Origin of the sequence: Nocardia sp. NPDC057668 (genome assembly GCF_042799795.1) — a bacterium.
GTDB lineage: Bacteria > Actinomycetota > Actinomycetes > Mycobacteriales > Mycobacteriaceae > Nocardia.
Genome location: NZ_JBHVIC010000006.1, coordinates 291,611 through 307,828, shown reverse-complemented (window position 1 = coordinate 307,828; position 16,218 = coordinate 291,611). Strand labels below are relative to the sequence as shown.

Annotated in this window: 14 protein-coding genes; 7 read left to right on the top strand and 7 right to left on the bottom strand. The window is 69.8% G+C overall.

Going from position 1 to position 16,218, the window contains the following annotated elements; genetic code table 11:
- Positions 1-84: 84 nt before the first annotated feature.
- From ACFVBH_RS32025 to ACFVBH_RS32010, 4 genes are all read left to right on the top strand, one after another.
- Complete coding sequence (locus ACFVBH_RS32025) at positions 85-879, top strand: LLM class F420-dependent oxidoreductase (protein WP_354989087.1); 795 nt, start codon at positions 85-87, stop codon at positions 877-879.
- Positions 880-996: 117 nt separating this feature from the next.
- Positions 997-2,838 (top strand): ABC transporter substrate-binding protein/permease, encoded by a 1,842-nt coding sequence (locus ACFVBH_RS32020; protein ID WP_379007407.1) that lies wholly within the window; start codon positions 997-999, stop codon positions 2,836-2,838.
- Positions 2,835-3,560 (top strand): amino acid ABC transporter ATP-binding protein, encoded by a 726-nt coding sequence (locus ACFVBH_RS32015; protein WP_379007403.1) that lies wholly within the window; start codon positions 2,835-2,837, stop codon positions 3,558-3,560. Before ACFVBH_RS32020 ends, ACFVBH_RS32015 begins: the two co-directional genes overlap by 4 nt.
- A 159-nt stretch (positions 3,561-3,719) precedes the next feature.
- A complete protein-coding gene (locus ACFVBH_RS32010) occupies positions 3,720-5,780 on the top strand; it encodes a PhoX family protein (RefSeq protein ID WP_379007400.1) in 2,061 nt (686 codons plus the stop codon).
- Between the two features lie 355 nt (positions 5,781-6,135).
- Here ACFVBH_RS32010 and ACFVBH_RS32005 read toward each other — a convergent pair whose 3' ends face one another.
- Both ACFVBH_RS32005 and ACFVBH_RS32000 read right to left on the bottom strand, forming a co-directional pair.
- Positions 6,136-6,864: a glycoside hydrolase family 25 protein gene (locus ACFVBH_RS32005; protein ID WP_379007397.1), complete on the bottom strand. Its 729-nt coding sequence runs from the start codon at positions 6,862-6,864 to the stop codon at positions 6,136-6,138.
- 244 nt (positions 6,865-7,108) lie between these two features.
- Positions 7,109-8,449 carry a glycogen debranching protein gene (locus tag ACFVBH_RS32000; RefSeq protein WP_354989091.1) on the bottom strand — a complete coding sequence of 447 codons (1,341 nt, stop codon included), beginning with the start codon at positions 8,447-8,449 and terminating at the stop codon, positions 7,109-7,111.
- Between the two features lie 173 nt (positions 8,450-8,622).
- On the opposite strand from ACFVBH_RS32000, the gene ACFVBH_RS31995 reads away from it, so the two are divergent.
- Both ACFVBH_RS31995 and ACFVBH_RS31990 read left to right on the top strand, forming a co-directional pair.
- Positions 8,623-9,327: an SDR family oxidoreductase gene (locus ACFVBH_RS31995; protein WP_379007394.1), complete on the top strand. Its 705-nt coding sequence runs from the start codon at positions 8,623-8,625 to the stop codon at positions 9,325-9,327.
- Between the two features lie 153 nt (positions 9,328-9,480).
- Positions 9,481-10,281, top strand: a complete 801-nt coding sequence (locus ACFVBH_RS31990; protein ID WP_354989093.1) for a polysaccharide deacetylase family protein — start codon at positions 9,481-9,483, stop codon at positions 10,279-10,281.
- A gap of 89 nt (positions 10,282-10,370) precedes the next feature.
- Here the strand turns inward: ACFVBH_RS31990 and leuS are convergent, their stop codons facing one another.
- On the bottom strand, positions 10,371-13,247 hold the full coding sequence (leuS, locus tag ACFVBH_RS31985) for a leucine--tRNA ligase (protein WP_379007391.1): 2,877 nt from the start codon (positions 13,245-13,247) through the stop codon (positions 10,371-10,373).
- A gap of 56 nt (positions 13,248-13,303) precedes the next feature.
- Between leuS and ACFVBH_RS31980 the strand changes: the two genes are divergently transcribed.
- Entirely contained in the window at positions 13,304-13,846 is a 543-nt protein-coding gene (locus tag ACFVBH_RS31980) for an SdpI family protein (RefSeq protein ID WP_354989095.1), read from the top strand.
- A gap of 6 nt (positions 13,847-13,852) precedes the next feature.
- Here the strand turns inward: ACFVBH_RS31980 and ACFVBH_RS31975 are convergent, their stop codons facing one another.
- The 4 genes from ACFVBH_RS31975 to ACFVBH_RS31960 form a co-directional block, all read right to left on the bottom strand.
- Positions 13,853-14,287 carry a GNAT family N-acetyltransferase gene (locus ACFVBH_RS31975; protein WP_354989096.1) on the bottom strand — a complete coding sequence of 145 codons (435 nt, stop codon included), beginning with the start codon at positions 14,285-14,287 and terminating at the stop codon, positions 13,853-13,855.
- Between the two features lie 46 nt (positions 14,288-14,333).
- The gene (locus tag ACFVBH_RS31970) at positions 14,334-14,624 is read right to left on the bottom strand and encodes a hypothetical protein (protein ID WP_354989097.1); all 291 of its coding nucleotides are present in this window, start codon (positions 14,622-14,624) and stop codon (positions 14,334-14,336) included.
- Positions 14,625-14,802: 178 nt separating this feature from the next.
- The gene (locus tag ACFVBH_RS31965; protein WP_379007387.1) at positions 14,803-15,306 is read right to left on the bottom strand and encodes a hypothetical protein; all 504 of its coding nucleotides are present in this window, start codon (positions 15,304-15,306) and stop codon (positions 14,803-14,805) included.
- Positions 15,303-16,166 carry a DUF692 domain-containing protein gene (locus ACFVBH_RS31960; protein WP_379007831.1) on the bottom strand — a complete coding sequence of 288 codons (864 nt, stop codon included), beginning with the start codon at positions 16,164-16,166 and terminating at the stop codon, positions 15,303-15,305. Before ACFVBH_RS31960 ends, ACFVBH_RS31965 begins: the two co-directional genes overlap by 4 nt.
- Positions 16,167-16,218 lie beyond the last annotated feature (52 nt).

Here is a 16,218-nt window from a genome sequence, read left to right as displayed (position 1 = left end):
GGTGCGGGCACGATATCAAGGTAGCCTCGGATCCGGACATGGCCCGGCCGGTTCGGGCTCCGTATCCCCGAGCGAGGAGTGTTCATGAGCCGACCGGTTCGTATCGGAGTGCAATTGCAGCCGCAGCACGCGCCCAACTACGGGCTCATTCGTGACGCGGTGCGGCGGTCCGAGGACGCCGGCGTCGACATCGTCTTCAACTGGGACCACTTCTACCCCCTGTACGGCGATCCCGAGGGCGCGCACTTCGAGTGCTGGACCATGCTCGCCGCGGTCGCCGAGCAGACCGAGCGCGTGGAGCTGGGCGCCCTGGTCACCGGCGGTGGTTACCGCAATCCCGACCTGCTGGCCGATATGGCCCGCACCGTCGACCACATCAGCAACGGCCGCCTGGTGCTCGGCATCGGCGCGGGCTGGTTCCAGAAGGACTACGACGCTTACGGTTACGACTTCGGCACCGCCGGCAGTCGTCTGGCCCTGCTCAAGGACTACCTGGCCCGCATCTCCGACCGCCTGGCCAAACTGAATCCGCAACCGGTGCGCGAGATCCCGATCCTCATCGGCGGTGGCGGCGAGAAGAAGACCCTGCGCCTGGTCGCCCAGTACGCCCACATCTGGCACAGCTTCGCCGAACTCGATGTGCTGCAGCGCAAGTCCGGCATCCTGGCCGAGCATTGCGCCGAGGTCGGCACCGATGTGAACAGCATCGAGAAGTCGGTGGACTGGCCCGGCGCGGACAAGGCCGCCGATTTCGTGGCCGCGGGCGCGACCCTGTTCACCGTCGGCACCGGCGGCCCGGACTACGACCTGAGCGTCGTCGAGGAGGCCGTCCGCTGGCGCAACGAGTTCAACCCGGAGTCCGTCACCGGCATCGCCTGATATTTGCTGGACCGGGGTGCACGCGCGCGCGTACCCCGGTGCCGCCGGAAAATTCATCGGGACTCCGGCTGACTGCAACTCTGGATCGGCGACCGTGCGCCGCTAGGGTGGCTATCCATGGTTTGCTTGCGCACGACCGGTCCCTCTCGCGAACGCAGTCGCACGTGGCGACCTCGCGTGGCCGCGGTCGCGGGAGTGTTGCTGGTCACTTTGACGGGGGTCGCGACCCTCGGTGTGGGGTCCGGCACGGCGGCTCCCGGTGGCGGTGATCTGTGCTCCCCGCCCGGACTGTCCGCGGCCAGCGCCGCCCCGACGAATCTGGCCTCGGGGCAGCAGTCCCCGTCCGCGGACAAGTTCACGACGGCCACCACCGAACCGCTCGACCGCATCGACATCGGCAAGCTGGGCCTGCTCACGCCCGGCAAGCTCAGCGTCGGCACCCTGTCCGACGCCCCGCCGAGCATCTGCGTCAACTCCGCGGGCGTGTTCACCGGTTTCGACAACGAGCTGCTGAAGGCCGTGGGCGCCAAGCTCGGGCTGGCCGTCGAATTCACCGGCACCGACTTCTCCGGCCTGCTCGCCCAGGTGGCCAACGGCCGCTTCGACGCCGCCTCCTCGAGCATCACCAGCACCGACGCCCGCCGCGAGCTGGTCGGCTTCACCAACGGCTACGACTTCGGCTACTTCTCCCTGGTCGTGCCGAAAAACGGTGACATCGAGGCCTTCTCGGACCTGAACAAGAACACCCGCATCGGCGTGGTGCAGGGCACCGTGCAGGACGAGTACGTCGTCAACGAGCTGGGCCTGGACCCGGTGAAGTTCCCGGACTACAACACCGCCTACGCGAACCTGAAGACCGGCCAGATCGACGCCTGGGTCGCGCCCTCGCAGCAGGCCATCGGCGCGATCAAGCCGAGCGATCCGGCCGTCATCGCGCAGAACACCTTCAGCCTCAACAACTTCACCGCCTGGGCGGTGCGCAAGGACAACAAACCGCTCACCGACGCGCTCAACGCCGGTCTCGACGCGGTGATCGCCGACGGCACCTACGCCCGGCTGTACCAGGACTGGGTGCCGCGCGAGATCCCGCCGGGCTGGAAGCCGGGCTCCAAGGCCGTTGCCGCGCCGCAGCTTCCGGACTTCGCCGCACTCGCCGCCGAACGCGGGGACACCGGCGAGTACGTTCCGGTGGAGCCGAAATCCACGCTCGCGCAGCTGAAGGACACGTTCTTCGACTGGTCGCTGTACCGCAAGGCGTTCCCGGATCTGATCAAGACCGGACTGCCCAACACCCTGATCCTGGCGCTGGTCTCGGGCGCCCTGGGCACCGTCATCGGCATGCTCCTGGCGGTGGCCGGCATCTCGCGCACCCGCTGGCTGCGCTGGCCCGCCCGCGTCTACACCGACGTCTTCCGCGGGCTGCCCGCCGTCGTCATCATCCTGATCATCGGCCTGGGCGTCGGCCCGGTCGTCAAGGGCATCACCGGCAACAACCCGTACTGGCTGGGCGTGGTGGCGCTGGCGCTGCTGTCCTCGGCCTACATCGGCGAGATCTTCCGATCCGGCATCCAATCGGTGGAGCCGGGCCAGCTCGAGGCCGCGCGCGCCATCGGCTTCGGCTACCGCCAGGCCATGAGCCTGGTGGTGATCCCGCAGGGCGTGCGCCGGGTGCTGCCCGCGCTGATGAACCAGTTCATCGCGCTCATCAAGGACTCCTCGCTGATCTACTTCCTGGGCCTGCTCGCCACCCAGCGCGAATTGTTCGCCGTGGGCCGCGATCTCAACGCGCAGACCGGAAATCTCTCGCCGCTGGTGGCGGCGGGCCTGATGTACCTGGTGCTGACGGTGCCGCTGACGCACCTGGTGAACTACATCGACCGGCGGCTGCGCACCGGCCGCCGGGTCGATCCGACCGAGCCGGTCGAACAGGCCGTGATCACCGAAGGACGTGGAGCATGAGCGCCTCCCTCACCGGGACCGGCCTGCGATTGACGCTGGGCGGCAACCAGATTCTGCGCGGCGTGGACATCCAGGTCGACGCGGGCAAGACCACCACCGTGATCGGCCCGTCCGGCTCGGGCAAGTCCACCCTGCTGCGCGTGCTGAACCGGCTGCACGAGCCGACCGCGGGCGACATTCTGCTGGACGGCAAGTCGGTGCTGACCGAGAGCCCGGACGCGCTGCGCCAGCGCATCGGCATGGTGTTCCAGCACTTCAATCTGTTCCCGCACCTGAGCGTGGCCGAGAACATCGCGCTGGGCCCGCGCAAACTGCGCGGGCTCGGCAAGGAGCAGGCCCGGGCGCTGGCCCTGGAACAGCTGACCGCCGTCGGGCTCGAGGGCAAGGCCGACGTCCGCCCGGCGCAGCTGTCCGGCGGCCAGCAGCAGCGGGTGGCGATCGCGCGGGCGCTGGCCATGAAGCCCGAGCTGATGTTCTTCGACGAGGCCACCTCCGCGCTGGATCCGGAGCTGGTCAAGGGCGTGCTCGCGCTCATGGCGGATTTGGCGGCGGGCGGCATGTCGATGATCGTGGTCACCCACGAAATGGGCTTCGCGCGTTCGGTTTCGGACCGCGTGGTGTTCATGGACCACGGTCTGGTGGTCGAGACCGGTTCGCCCGATGAGCTTTTCGACGACGCAAGCACACCGCGACTGCGGCAGTTCCTTTCCCAGGTGCTGTAATTCACGTCCGGGGGCCGGGGCTGCCGCCTGACAGGGCGGCCCCGCATCCCCTCGGCAAACTAAGGGCAACCTAATTGGTCGTCCGTTCACCTGCTCGTCCCCTGCGGCTCTTCTGGCCTGGTTACCGTGCGCGCGACAGTCCAACCCCGGGAGCATGTTGTGAGCCTGAAACCCCTCGCCCTTTTCGTGCAGCACGACGGGGCCTCGTCGCGCGCCTCCATAACCTGTCAGTACAAGTGCGGAAACGCCTGCTTCCACGAGGTGCCCAACACCTCCGAGGGCACGTACTTCGGCGATATCGTCGCGGACATCTCGCGCCGGCGACTGTTCCGGGGCAGTGCCGCGGCGGTGCTCGCGGTCGGCGCGGGCAGCCTGCTCGCGGCCTGCGGCGGCGACGAGGCCGATGCGGCCGAAGCGAATCCGGGCACCGGGATCGGCACCGACTTCACCCCCATCGCGCCCAACAAACAGGACGCGGTGGTGATCCCCGAGGGCTACGAGCAGGGCGTGGTGATTCGCTGGGGCGATCCGGTGCTGCCCGGCGCGCCGGCGTTCGACTTCGCGAACCAGACCGCGGCCGCGCAGGCCAAGCAGTTCGGGTTCAACAACGACTTCGCAGCGCTGCTGCCCATCGAGGGCCGCGACGGCAGCTTCCTGCTGGTGGTCAATCACGAATACACCACCGAGCCCTACATGTTCACCGGCTACACCCCGGGCAACCCCACCAAAGAGCAGGTCGAGATCGCGCTCGCCGCGCACGGCCTCTCGGTGGTCGAGGTCAAGGGTGAGAACGGCGGCGGCAAGCTGAGCCCGGTCATGGGCCAGTACAACCGGCGCATCACCGCCACCACCGAGTTCACCGTCACCGGCCCCGCCGCGGGCAGCGCGTTCCTGAAGACCGCCGCCGACCCCACCGGGACCAAGGTGCTCGGCACGCTGAACAACTGCTCCGGCGGCGTGACCCCCTGGGGCACCGTGCTTTCCGGTGAGGAGAACTTCAACCAGTACTTCGCCGGGGTCCTGGCCGATCCGGCCATGCAGGCGATGGGCAAGCGCTACGGCCTCGGGCACCCGGGCGCGGGCCAGGGCGAGATGCCCCGGCGCTGGGAGCTTTTCGACAAGCGGTTCGATGTCACGCAGGAGCCGAACGAGTCGCACCGCTTCGGGTACGTGGTCGAGGTCGATCCGTGGGATCCTGCCGCCGCCCCGATCAAGCATTCGGCGCTGGGCCGGTTCAAGCACGAGGCCGCGAACATCTACGTCACCGCCGACGGCACCGTGGTGGCCTACTCCGGCGACGACGAGCGCTTCGAGTACATGTACAAGTTCGTGTCCAGCAGGAAGATCGAGCCCGGCAACACCGCGGCCGCCCGCAAGGCGAACATGGGCATCCTCGCCCAGGGCACGCTGTACGTCGCCAAGCTCACCGGCGATCACCCCGACAAGATCGACGGCACCGGAAAAGCGCCCTCGGACAAGGGATTCACCGGCAAGGGCCAGTGGATTCCGATCCTGGAGACCGGCGCGGACGGCAAGGGCCGCTCGCTGGTGGACGGCATGTCCGCCGAAGAGGTCGCGGTGTTCACCCGCGTCGCCGGCGACAAGGCCGGCGCGACCAAGATGGACCGCCCCGAGGACTTCGAGGCCAACCCGAAGACCGGCAAGGTCTACGTCGCCCTCACCAACAACAGCAACCGCGGCACCGAGGGCAAGGCCGCCGCCGACGAGGCCAATCCCCGCAACCAGAACAAGAGCGGCCAGATCCTGGAACTGGTCGACGATCACAAGGGCACCGCGTTCACCTGGTCGCTGCTGCTGGTCTGCGGTGATCCGCAGGCCGCGGACACCTATTTCGCGGGCTTCGACAAGTCGAAGGTCAGCCCCATCTCCTGCCCCGACAACCTGGCCTTCGACCCGCACGGCAACCTGTGGATCTCCACCGACGGCAACGCGCTCAAGTCCAACGACGGCCTGTTCTCGGTGGCCCTCGAGGGCGAGCGCCGCGGCGAGACCAAGCAGTTCCTGACCGTCCCGATCGGCGCGGAGACCTGCGGCCCGGTCATCACCGCCGACCGCGTCCTGGTCTGCGTCCAGCACCCGGGCGAGCTCGACGGCCACAGCGCCGACAACCCGGGCTCGCACTGGCCCGACGGCGGCACGACCCAGCCCCGCCCGTCCGTGGTCGCCGTCTGGAAGAAGAACGGCAAGATCGGCGTGTAGTTCCACCACCCACCGGCCGAATACGGCCGGGCGCGGATTCGATTCCGCGCCCGGCCGTTTCGCGCGTCCGGCCCCGTGCCCCGGCGCTCCCGCGCCCGTTGCCGCGCGGGGATGCTCGTGCCTGTCGCCGCCGCTCCGGATGCTCGTGTCCCAGCCGTTGCCCAGGTGTGGGCGTTGCAGCGTCGCGTCCGGGTGGACGACGCGACATTGCCGCTCATCGCCCGGCATGAATTCGCCGGCGGCCGGCAGTGTTTCCGGCGTGCCGGTGGAATCCCGATGCGCTGGTCGATCCGTGGTGCGTGGGCCGGAGGTCCGGGACGGTCCGGGCTTGCGCCGCAACCGTTCCGGACGGTGGCTAGCTGCTGCCGAAGCTGGGCATGTTCGCGAAGCGGGCGAAATCACCCTGCGCGCCGCTGTATACGTTGATATCGGTGCCCGCCGCGATGCCGGGGATCCGGCCGGAGTCGGTGTACTGCCAGAAGGTCCAGGCGGGCCAGCCGCCGGGGACCTCGGGGCCCTCGTTGCCGCGGTAGTCCGCGATCCAGAGCGGATAGCGGTGGAACTCCGGGGAATCGGCCATCGCGGTCCGCCAGAAGTTCGGGTACGTGTAGATGATCGGGGTGCGGCCGGTCAGCGCCTGGACCGTGTTCAGGTAGCGGTGGGTCCAGTCGATGAGCGCCGCGGGGGACAGCCCGCCCGAATCCTCCATGTCGAGCACCGGCGGCAGATCGAGCATCCCGTTCTGGCCCAGCACCACCGCCGCGTACATGGCGGCCTGCGGTTCGGGGGCCAGCGCGGGCCGGGCGTAGTGATAGGTCCCGCGCGCCACCCCGGCCGCCCGCATGAGCAGGCTGTCCGGGACGAAGTACGGGTTCACGTAGCTCAGGCCCTCGGTCGCCTTGACCATGGCGAAGTGGTTGCCGGACGCGCGGACCGCGTGCCAGTCGATGCCGCGCCCGTCGATGTGCTGCCAGGACGAGACGTCGGGTCCGCTCACCTCCGCCGTCGCCGGGGCGGCGGCCATTGTCGCGAGAATGCCGGTCGCGGCGAAAGCCGCCAGGGCCAGCCGGTGTCGTCCTGCCATACGAGCGGACGCTATGTGAGCCGCGTCGCTCTGGCCAGCGACCGGGCCGCATGTCCGCCAACTGTTAGCTGAATCTCAATACCGCCGTTCCCGCTGATGGGGGGCTCGGACGGGCTATAAGCGCGCGGCAGATCGCCCGGTCATGGGCGGTCCGGGGCAGCGGGCGCGGCGCGGTGCCGGGCGGCCTGCCCGGCACGGGCCACCCCGTGCCGGTTGCCGCGGGTGATGCGGCTCGGGTCGCCCGCTACCCGAGCCAGTCCAGGACCGACGCCGCCGTCCAGGACTGCTGCATCGAGCCCAGCGGCTCACCGGTGAACGGCTCGTAGTACTCCGCGAACGTCCCGTCACTGGCCTGGCGCAGCCCCTCCGCGCGCAGCATGAACGCGCGCTCGGCCCAGCCGCGCCGGGCGAAAACCCAGGAGAACAGCCAGCTCATCACCGGCCAGACCGGCCCGCGCCAGTACTCGCGCGGGCGGAAGTCCCTGGCGACCGGTGACGTCGAGGGCGGCAGGGCGTAGCGCAGGTCCGGATGGCCGCACCAGCGCGGGCCCTCGAACAGGCGCAGCAGCCGCCGTTCGGCGTCCCGGGCCAGGCCGCCGCACAGCAGCGGCGCGAACACCGCCAGGGTCTCGGTGTCGATCCACTCGTCGGCGCGCACGTCGAAGTCGCGGGCCGCGCCGGTGCGCGGATCGGTCGTGGCGATCACCCCGGCCCGGAAGTAGTCGGCCCATTCGTAGAGCTCGCGCACGTCGGCCAGGGGCTGTTTGTAGTCCTCGCCGATATTGGCCAGCACATCGCAGGCCAGGGCGAAGATGGCGGTGACGAACACGTCCTCGACCGCGAAGCTCATGGTGGACGCGAGCTCGAAATCGTCGTATCCCGACCGCCGCATCTGCTCGACCAGCCACAGGTACCGGTCGTATTCGCGATCGCTGGGCCGCTGCGTGGGATCGCCGACGACCTGCCGGTCCGCGCGCTCGTACGGCGGCAGATCCGGGCCCGGAATCACGTTGGCGTAGGCGCGATCCCAGCGCGGGGAGTTGTCCATGCCGGACTCCCAGCCGTGATACAGCGTGATGCGCCCCTGCTGTTTGGGATCGCGCGCGTAGGCCAGCCAGCGATGCCAGCGCATGAGATCGGGCCAGCGCCGCTGCAGGAACTCCTCCGCGACGGCCCGGGTACTGCGCCCGTGCCGGCGTGAATGATCCAGAATCCGTTGCACCGCAATGGCATGCACCGGCGGCTGGGTGATGCCGGAGGTGTCCGGGCCGTCCGGCGCGTTCGCCGCCAGCCGCCGGCACTCCCAGCGCGCCGGCCCCGGGAAGTAGCCGTCCACGCCGTTCGCGAACACGATGTGCGGAATCATCCCGTTCCGCCATTGCGCCGACAGCAGCGTGTCCAGTTCCAGCGCGGCGCGCTCCACGCTCAGCGGGGCCAGCCCGACCGCGACGAACGCGGCGTCCCAGCTCCACATGTGCGGGTACAGCCGGGGGGCCGCGCTGGTCATCGTCCCCAGATCGTTGCCGCGCAGCAGGTAGGCGGCGCGGGCCGCGAGCTGGGTCGGCGTGAAACCGGGATGTGTCATCGCCCTATTCTGCGACGGAACCCGCAGGTATGCGCGGTGGGCGTGCCGCACGGGATGGTCGGAGGGCGGTTCCGCTACGCCAGAATGCACTCTGTTCGCCTTCTCGTGATTCGAACGTGTGGTGTGCTCAGCCGGAGCATCGCCGCGCGGGGGCGCCCGGTTACGGTGTTCGCATGGCGAATTCCGCGAAGACCAGCACAGACCGGCCGATTGCGTTGATCACGGGCGCCAGTCGCGGTCTCGGCGCCGCGATCGCGCGCGAGCTGGCGCCTACGCATCGGCTGCTGCTGGGCGCGCGCACACCGCGGGCGCTGGAACCGATCCTGGACGAATTGCCCGGCGCCACAGGGTGGCCGGTCGATCTGACCGACTATCCGGCGGTCGCGCGGGCGACGGAAACCATCGAACGGCTGGACGTGGTGGTGCACAATGCGGGAATCGCCGACCTGGGAACGATAGCCGATTCGTCCGTTGCCCAGTGGCGGAATACCTTGGAAGGCAACCTGATCGCGGTGGCCGAACTGACCAGGCTGCTGCTTCCGGCACTGCGTGCCGCGAACGGTCATGTGGTACTGATCAATTCGGGCGCCGGGTTGCGCGCCAACCCCGGCTGGGGCGTCTACGCGGCGAGCAAATTCGGGCTGCGGGCCTTCGGTGACGCGCTGCGCCTGGAGGAGCCCGCCCTGCGCGTCACCTCGATCCATCCCGGCCGGATCGACACCGACATGCAGCGCGAGATCATCGCCGGGGAACAGCGCGCCTACGAGCCGAACGAATTCCTCACCGCCGAGACGGTGGCGCGCACCGTGCGCAACGCGATCGAGACCCCGCGTGACGCACATCCGACCGAGATCGTGCTGCGACCCGTGCCACGGTGACGGCCGGCCGGGGATTTCTTCTCAATTCGAATCATTTCGCGTCTTGTACGTGACTCGTTCATCCGGAATCGATATAACCGGGAAGGTTGCGCGCAGGCAGACATCGACGACGCGGCTCCCCGGGCGGAGCGAACACTTCGGAGCGAATGGGATATGGAACGACGACAGCTGCTGACCTGGCTCGCGGCGGGCACCGCCGTCGCTCTCACCGCCGGGTGCACCCAGGCACGCAGTGACACGCTGGACACCGGCAGCGGCGGCGGAAATCCGTTCCCGCTGCCCGAGCCCGCCGCGCCGCGCCTGTTGCCGCCGCCCGGCGGTCCCAAGACCGCGCTCACGCCCGGCACCATCACCGCGCTGCCCGGCACGGGCAATTCACTGGCCTTGACCGTGGACGACGGCGCGAGCCCGGAGGTGGTCGGGGCGTACATCAAGTTCGCCAGGGACACCGGCGCGCGCTTCACCTTCTTCGTGACCGCCTACTACGACTCCTGGACCACGCACCGCGACGCCCTGCGACCGCTGGTGGAGTCCGGGCAGATCCAGCTCGGCAACCACACCTGGGATCACGCCGATCTGACCGCGATCTCCGCCGGCGCGGTCTCCTCGCAGCTGGACCAGGCGAAGCGGTTCCTGCGCAACAACTTCGGCGTGGACGGCACGCCGTACTACCGCCCGCCCTTCGGCCGGCACAACGCCACCGTCGACCGGGTCGCCGCCGATCTCGGCTACACCGTCCCGACCATGTGGTACGGCTCGCTCTCGGACTCCGGCGTGATCACCGAGCAGTACCTGATCGAATGCGCCCACAGGTACTTCAACCCGCAGACCATCATCATCGGCCACGCCAACGCGCCCGCGGTGACGCACTGCTACGACCAGCTGGTCGAGATCATCCGCGAGCGCAACCTGTCGATGGTGACCCTGAACGACGTCCTGCTGCCGCCCGCGTAGGGGCGGGACGCACCACCGAAAGCGTTCTCACACAGACGATTCGGGCCCGGTGCGAATACGCACCGGGCCCGATCGGCTCAATGGTCCGCTCAGGCGACGATGTTCACCAGTCGGCCGGGCACCACGATGATCTTGCGGGGATCCTTGCCGCCCAGCAGTTCCGCGACCTTCGGATCGGCCAGCGCCGCGGCCTGTACCGCGGCCTGATCGGCGTCGGCGGGGACGCTGACGCGGCTGCGGACCTTGCCGTTGACCTGGATCGGGTACTCCACCGAATCTGCCACCAGCAGTGCCGGATCCGCGGCCGGGAACGGGCCGTGCGCCAGGGACTCGGTGTGGCCCAGGCGTTCCCACAGCTCCTCCGCGATATGCGGGGACATGGGGGCCAGCATCAGCACCAGCGGCTCGACCGCGGCGCGCGGCGCGCCGTCGCCGTAGTTCTTGGTCAGGAAGTTGGTCAGCTCGATCAGCTTCGCGCCCGCGGTGTTGTCCCGCAGGTTGGCGTAGTCATCGTCGACCCCGGCGATCGTCTTGTGCACCAGGCGCAGCGCCTCGTTCGAGGGCTCGTCCTCGGTGACCCGGATCGCGCCGGTCTCCTCGTCCACGACCAGTCGCCACACGCGCTGCAGGAAGCGCTGCGCGCCGACGACGTCCTTGGTCGACCACGGGCGCGAGGCGTCCAGCGGGCCCATGGACATCTCGTAGAAGCGGAAGGTGTCCGCGCCGTAGGCGTCGTACATCTCGTCCGGGGAGACCGCGTTCTTCAGCGACTTGCCGATCTTGCCGTACTCCTGGAACACCTCGATCTCGGCGCCGGTCGCATCGGTCCAGAAGAACTTGCCGTCGCGCTCGACGATCTCCGCGGCGGGCACGTACGCACCGCGCTCGTCCTGGTACGCGAAGCCCTGGATGTAGCCCTGGTTGAACAGGCGGCGGTACGGCTCGCTGGAGGACACGTCACCCAGGTCGAACAGCACCTTCTGCCAGAAGCGCGCGTACAGCAGGTGCAGCACCGCGTGCTCCACGCCGCCGATGTACAGGTCGACGCCGCCCGGATCCTTGGGACCGTGCTCGGCCGTGCGCGGGCCCAGCCAGTACTGCTCGTTCTCCTTGGCGCAGAACGCCTCCGAGTTGGTGGGATCGGCGTAGCGCAGCTGATACCAGGAGCTGCCCGCCCAGTTGGGCATGACATTGGTGTCGCGGCGGTACCGCTTGGGCCCGTCGCCCAGATCCAGGGTGACGTTCACCCAGTCGGTGGCCTTGGCCAGCGGCGGGGACGGCTCGGAGTTCGCGTCGTCCGGGTCGAAGGTGACCGGCGCGAAGTCCTCGATCTCCGGCAGCGTCACCGGCAGCATGGATTCGGGCAGCGCGTGCGCCGCGCCGTCCTCGTCGTAGACGATGGGGAACGGCTCGCCCCAGTAGCGCTGGCGCGCGAACAGCCAGTCGCGCAGCTTGTACTGAATGGTGCCCCGGCCGTGACCGTTGGCCTCCAGCTCGGCGATGACCTTGGCCTTGGCGGCGTCGATCTCCAGCCCGTCCAGGTAGCCGGAGTTCACCAGCGTGCCCTCACCGGCGTACGCGGCCTCGGAAACATCGCCGCCCGCAACCACTTCCACGATCGGCAGGCCGAAGGCGGAGGCGAATTCCCAGTCGCGCGGATCGTGCCCGGGGACCGCCATGATGGCGCCGGTGCCGTACCCGCTCAGCACGTAGTCGGCGATGAAGATCGGCACGCGCGCGCCGTTGACCGGGTTGGTGGCGTAGGAGCCCAGGAAGACGCCGGTCTTCTCCTTGCTCTCCTGGCGCTCCAGATCCGACTTGGCGGCGATCGACTTGCGGTAGGCCGCAACGGCTTCGGCCGGAGTCTCGGAGTTGCCGAAGGTCCAGCGGGCATCTGTGCCCGAGGGCCAGGTGCCCTCGGTCAGCCTGTCCACCAGATCGTGCTCGGGGGCCAGCACCACGTAGGTCGCGCCGAACAGGGTGTCGGGACGGGTGGTGAACACCTCGATGATGTCCGCGCCCGCGGTGAACTTGACCTGCGCGCCGCGTGAGCGCCCGATCCAGTTGCGCTGCATGGACTTCACGTTCTCCGGCCAGTCCAGGTCGTCCAGGTCGTCGACCAGGCGATCGGAGTAGGCGGTGATGCGCATCATCCACTGCCACAGGCGCTTGCGGAACACCGGGAAGTTGCCGCGCTCGGAGCGGCCGTCGGCGGTGACCTCCTCGTTGGACAGCACGGTGCCCAGCCCCGGGCACCAGTTGACCATCGAATCGGTCTGGTACACCAGGCGATAGGAGTCGATCAGCGCGTTGCGCTCGGCCGGGGACAGCTCGTTCCAGGCGCGGTTGTCATCGGCGATCGCGCGCCTGCCGGCCTCGAAGTCGGCGATCAGCTCCGAGATCGGGCGGGCGCGGCCGATGCCCTCGTCGTACCAGGCGTTGTAGATGCGCAGGAAGATCCACTGCGTCCATTTGTAGTACTCGGGATCCGTGGTCGCGAAGGAGCGGCGGCGGTCGTGGCCCAGGCCCAGCCGGTCCAGCTGACGCTGCATGTTCGCGATATTGGACTCGGTGGTCACCCGCGGGTGCGCGCCGGTCTGCACCGCGTACTGCTCGGCGGGCAGGCCGAAGGCGTCGTAACCCAGGGCGTGCAGCACATTCCGGCCGCGCATGCGGTGGAAGCGCGCGAAGACGTCGGTCGCGATGTAGCCCAGCGGATGGCCGACGTGCAGGCCCGCGCCCGAGGGGTACGGGAACATGTCCTGCACGAACAGCTTGTCGGCCGGGGTCTCACCGGCCAGCGGGCCGACCGGGTTGGGCGCGTGGAAGGTGCCGCGCTCGCGCCAGGCGGCCTGCCACTTCTGCTCTACGCGGCCGGCCAGGTCGGCGTTGTAACGGTGTGCGGGCACATCGCTGCCCCCACCCGCCGTCGCGGTGGGTGTGTCGGTTGCGGGAGTGTCCTGCACGGTCCTGCCTTCTCTGCCTAGCCGATCCCCGATAAGGTCCGCCACCAGGGTAAAGCGTGGCTACCCAGGTCCCCAAAAAGGGTGGCGGCCGCGCGCCGCGCGTACGTGATGACCGCCTCACCCGGCCCCGGCTCGGCCGGGTCGCGCACCCGGCCGAACGCGCCGCGGGTAAATTGAGCCCCGTGGCGGTCGTGGCGTTGATTCTGTTTGCTCTGTCGGTGGTGGCCGTGGTCACCGGTGTGCTCGGCTGGACCGGCACCATGCCGCCGAATCGCATCTTCGGCGTGCACTCCGACGAGGCGATCAAGTCCGAGGAGAACTACCGCCTCGCCAATCGCATCGCCGCCCCGACCTCGGTGGCCGCGGGCTTCCTGCTCGCCGCCAGCGGCGCGGTCGTGCTGGTCGCCGGTGGCATCGCCGCCGTCGCCGTGGCCGCCGTCGCGGTGATCATCGCGCTGTTCACCCTGGGTGCGGGCGCGACCGCGGCGAACAACGCGCTCGCCGCGCTGGCCCCGGCCGAGGAGCCGGGCGGCTGCGGCAGCGCCTGCGGTTCCTGCTCGCTGCGCGACGCGTGCGAGCCCGCTGCCACCAACGGCTAGTCGCGATCAGGCTTCGCTGAGCGTCTTGCGCATCCAGATGTGCGGGATGCCCGCGTCCAGCTCGATGTCCCCGTACGCCTTGTAGCCCAGCCGTTCGTAGAACCCCTCGGCCTGGGTCTGAGCGTGGAGTTCGAGCGCGGGCAGCCCGCGCTCGCGCACCCGATCCTCGATCGCCCGCACCAGCGCCGCGCCCAGCCCGGTACCGCGCGCCTCCGCCAGCACCGCCAGCCGGCCGAGCACGCCGACCTCGTCGCGGACGATGAGCCGGCCCGCGCCCACCGGCCGCCCGTCGAGCCGGGCCAGGAAGTGATCGGCGGTCGCGTCCAGCTCGTCGAGTTCCAGTTCCGGGGGCACGCCCTGTTCGTCGACGAACACCCGTATCCGGACCGCGTACGCGTCGGCCAGTTCCCGCTCGGTGGAGACGGTGCGGATCTCGATCATGGATTCAGCATGCTCCGGTGAGCGGGATCACCGCCGGGCCGGGGCGTCAGTGTTCGTCGTAGTGGCCGTCGTGCGCGGCGTGGCGATGGCCGTCGTGGATGTAATCCATGTGGTCGCCGTGCGGCACCGCGACGTGGCCGCAGCCCTCGCCGTGCTCGTGGGTGTGCGCGGCGTGCTCGGTGTGGCCCGAGGGCTCGCACTCGTCGTAGTGGCCGTCGTGGGCGCGGTGCAGATGGCCGTCGTGGACGTAGTCCACGTGATCGCCGTGCGGTACGGCAACATGCCCGCACGCGGCGCCGTGCGCGTGATCGTGGCCATTGTGCAGAACGTGAGTCATGGAGCTTCCCTTCCGAGTTGGATCAGGACACCTTCCAGCAAACGGATACGAACATTAGCACCCATGCATCTATCGCCCGAACGGTCCGTCCGGGCCGAGGCGGGACGGACCGTTCGGACACGGCCCGGACGGCGACCGCGGCTGATACCCGGACGATCCGCCGCGCCGCCGGGCGCGGCTATCGCCCGAACCGGGGGAATCGCCGAATCGCGGGCGGCGGCACGCCCAGGTGCGCCGCGAAGGCGGCCGCGTCGGCGGCGGTGCTCACCTTGGGCCGCGTGCGCGCCCACGCCAGGAAGAGCGCGGTGAAATCCGGTCCGCAGGCGTGCGCGAACACCGGGAACCGCCGGGCCAGGTCCCCGGCCCGCTTGTGCAGCAGCGCGTGCGCGGTGGCATCGAGATCGCCCGCGTCGAAACCGGGCGGCGGGGGAGCGCCCGTCACCAGGGCGCGCACCAGCGCCGCCTGCTGCTCGGCGAGGGTTCCGCGGGCGCGGCCCGAGCCTGCCGCCGAGCCCGGTGGCCCCGAGTTTTCCGCCGCCGCGGATTCCCGGTCCGGCGGGCGGCCCGCGGCCGGCGGTTCGGCCGGAGGTGTTCGGGCCCCGGGGCCGTGCGCCGAAGCGGGTTCGGGCGCGGTGCGTCCGGTGCTCGGGCTCCGCGTGCCCGCCGGGTCGCCGGGTGTCATGTCCGAGGCGGCTCTGGTCGTGACGTGACGGCCGAGCGGCCGGCGGCCGCGGCTATCGCGTTCAGTTCGGCGAGCAGTTCCGGTGCGGGCGGGTAGTTTCCGTCGCGCTCCAGCATCAGCGGCACCGGCCGGGAGGGTGCGAACTCGGCCACCAGGGCGAGTACCTCGGCGGGCACCGGATGCACGTGGGTGTCGTGATAGCGGCCCGCGACCTCCCGGCCGCCGGCGATATGGCAGTACGCGAGGCGTTCGGTGGGCAGCCGCAGCAACTCGGTCAGGGGATCGCGAGAGCTGTTGCGGGCGTTGGCGTAGACGTTCGCGATATCCAGCAGCAGGTGCACCCCGGTGCGCTCCACCAGTTCCCGCAGGAACTCCGCCTCGGTGAACTCCGCGTCCGGCCATTCGAAGAGCGCGGCGATGTTCTCCACGGCGAGCGGAACATCCAGCGCGCGCTGCGTACGAGAGATGTTGCGCACCAGTGCGTCCAGGGCCTCCCGGGTGCGCGGCACCGGCAACAGGTGCCCGGCTTCCACCCCGCCCGCCCGCACGAACGCGATGTGCTCGCTGACCACCGGCGACCCGAGCTCACGGGCGCAGGCGGCGAGGTGCTCGACGCGCTGCTCGTCGACCGCCTCGGCCCCACCGAGCGAGAGCGAAATCCCGTGCGGCACCGCCGAAACGCCGCGATCGATCAGCGCCGACAGCTCGTCCGGCACGGCTATGCCGGTCCGCCGCCGCCACCGCCCGGCGGGGGCGCTCAGCGATTCCGCGATGACCTCGCAGAAGGCGATTCCCTCGAGGTCGGCGATCATCCCGCAGATCTCGGGCCGCCACCCCACCCCGATCGCCCCGCCGGGCAGCGGCCCGCCGGGAGGAAAGGGATCGCCGCCGTCCGTCCGGTGGCTCGCGCCG

Excerpts from the sequence above, each read along its gene's own strand:
- ACFVBH_RS32000 (WP_354989091.1), bottom strand. The coding sequence starts at position 8,449 with ATGACACATCCCGGTTTCACGCCGACCCAGCTCGCGGCCCGCGCCGCC.
- ACFVBH_RS32025 (WP_354989087.1), top strand. The coding sequence starts at position 85 with ATGAGCCGACCGGTTCGTATCGGAGTGCAATTGCAGCCGCAGCACGCG.
- ACFVBH_RS32020 (WP_379007407.1), top strand. The coding sequence starts at position 997 with ATGGTTTGCTTGCGCACGACCGGTCCCTCTCGCGAACGCAGTCGCACG.
- ACFVBH_RS32015 (WP_379007403.1), top strand. The coding sequence starts at position 2,835 with ATGAGCGCCTCCCTCACCGGGACCGGCCTGCGATTGACGCTGGGCGGC.
- ACFVBH_RS31975 (WP_354989096.1), bottom strand. The coding sequence starts at position 14,287 with ATGATCGAGATCCGCACCGTCTCCACCGAGCGGGAACTGGCCGACGCG.
- ACFVBH_RS31990 (WP_354989093.1), top strand. The coding sequence starts at position 9,481 with ATGGAACGACGACAGCTGCTGACCTGGCTCGCGGCGGGCACCGCCGTC.
- ACFVBH_RS31970 (WP_354989097.1), bottom strand. The coding sequence starts at position 14,624 with ATGACTCACGTTCTGCACAATGGCCACGATCACGCGCACGGCGCCGCG.
- ACFVBH_RS32005 (WP_379007397.1), bottom strand. The coding sequence starts at position 6,864 with ATGGCAGGACGACACCGGCTGGCCCTGGCGGCTTTCGCCGCGACCGGC.
- ACFVBH_RS31965 (WP_379007387.1), bottom strand. The coding sequence starts at position 15,306 with ATGACACCCGGCGACCCGGCGGGCACGCGGAGCCCGAGCACCGGACGC.
- ACFVBH_RS31995 (WP_379007394.1), top strand. The coding sequence starts at position 8,623 with ATGGCGAATTCCGCGAAGACCAGCACAGACCGGCCGATTGCGTTGATC.